The 2,087-nt window shown below is 67.0% G+C and carries 1 protein-coding gene; it reads right to left on the bottom strand.

The window, feature by feature from the left end; translation table 11 throughout:
* On the bottom strand, window positions 1-2,087 hold a 2,087-nt coding region (locus BLV01_RS25050; RefSeq protein WP_139179225.1), incomplete at both ends, for a DUF11 domain-containing protein.

Here is a 2,087-nt window from a genome sequence, read left to right as displayed (position 1 = left end):
GTCGAGACCTGAGCCAGCGTCACGTCCGCAGCCGCCACCGGCTGACCGTTGAGAGTGTCGTTGCTGCGCACGTCGGCGTAAGCGACGCCACCGACGCGGCCGTTGACGGCCGGAGCGTTGGTGTCGTCGACCGCGTCGATCAGCGCGGCCTCGACCTTCACCGTCACGTTGGCGTCGTCGCAATTGCTCGGGTTCAATGCCTCGCACAGCTTGTAGACCAGCGTGTACGTGCCCGCCGGCGTACCTGCCGCGACGCTCACCGCGCCGGTCGACGTGTTCAAGGTCACGCCCGCGTGGCCGGTCGAGACCTGCGACAGCGTTACGTCCGCAGCCGCCACCGGCTGGCCGTTGAGGGTGTCGTTGCTGCGCACGTCGGCGTAGGCAACGCCACCGACGCGGCCGTTGACGGCCGGAGCGTTGGTGTCATCGACCGCATCGATCAGCGCGGCCTCGACCTTCACCGTCACATTCGCGTCGTCGCAGTTGCCCGGATTCAGCGCCTCGCACAGCTTGTACACCAGCGTGTAAGTACCCGCCGGCGTACCTGCTGCGACGTTCACCGCGCCGGTCGAAGTGTTCAAAGTCACGCCCGCGTGGCCGGTCGAGACCTGAGCCAGCGTCACGTCCGCCGCTGCCACCGGCTGACCGTTCAAGGTGTCGTTGCTGCGCACGTCGGCGTAGGCGACGCCACCGACGCGGCCGTTGACGGCCGGCGCATTGGTGTCGTCGATCGCGTCGATCGCCGCGGCCTCGACCTTCACCGTCACGTTCGCGTCGTCGCAGTTACCCGGATTCAGCGCCTCGCACAGCTTGTAGACCAGCGTGTAAGTACCCGCCGGCGTGCCCGCTGCGACGCTGACCGCGCCGGTCGACGTGTTCAAGGTCACGCCCGCGTGGCCGGTCGAGACCTGCGACAGCGTCACCGCTGCGGGATCGACGATCGCCCCATCGAGCAAGTCGTTGCCGCGCACATCGGCATAAGCGACGCCGCCGACGCGGCCGTTGACGGCCGGCGCACTGGTGTCGTCCACCGCATCGATCAGGGCTTCGCCCACCTGCACCGACACATCGGCTTCGGTGCAGTTGGTCGGATCGGCGATCTCGCAGATCCGGTAGCGCAAGGTGTAGTTGTCCGTCGGCGTACCCGGCGCGACCTTCACCGCGCCCGTCGCCGGATCGATGCTGATGTTCGGATGGGTGCTCGAGACCTGGCTGATGGTCACATTGCCCGTGGTCGCCGGCTGGCCGTTCAAGGTGTCGTTGACCAACACGTTGGGCACGGCCGTTCCGCCGGCAGCGCCGCTGGCGACGCCGCCGCTGTCGCCGGTCGCCACGATCTGGCGCTTGACCACCGTCGTGGTGGCGGTCGCAGTCACCGGCGTGGTGACTTCGTCGGAGCGCACCTCGGCGATATTGACGATCTTGGTGTTATTGACATCGACCAGGCTGACCTGGTGCGTGCCTTCCAGCACGCATTCCGCGCCGATGGCGAGCGTGACGCAAGTGATGCTGTTCGGAGTGAGCTGCGGATCGCTCACCACCACATTGTGCAGCGTGACGTTGCCGGTGTTCTTGGCCGTGATCTTGTAAGTCAGCACATCGCCCAGGGTCACGCTGCCGCTGCCGTCGTTGTCGGCATTGGTCGGTTGCGGCTTGACCAGGCTCAGGCTCGGATTGGCCACCGGCACCGGCGTCGCGGTCGAGGTGTTGTTGCTCGAGGTCGGATCGTCGGTCGCAGCGGACACGATCGCGGTGTTGGCGTAGGTGCCGGTTTCCAGCACGCGCGCATTGATGGTCAGCGTCTCTTCGGCGCCGACGGCGAGCGTACCTACCGTCCACACGCCGCTGGCGTAACCGCCGACAGTGGCCGTCGCGGATTCGAATGCATAGCCATTCGGCAGCGGGTCGGCGACGCTGACGCCGGTGGCCGCGGACGGGCCGACCAGGTTGTTCACCTTGATGGTGAACGTCACCACCGAACCGATCGGCGGGTTGGCCGGATTGACCGTCTTGATCACCGCCAGATCGGCGACCGGGGTCACCGTGTCCGTATCGGTCACGTTGCCCGGAGGCGTCGGATCGGTCGT

This window comes from Lysobacter sp. yr284, from assembly GCF_900107375.1.
Taxonomy (GTDB): domain Bacteria; phylum Pseudomonadota; class Gammaproteobacteria; order Xanthomonadales; family Xanthomonadaceae; genus Lysobacter.
The sequence above is the reverse complement of the archived record's forward strand: the minus strand, read 5'-3'. Positions and strand labels throughout refer to the sequence as shown.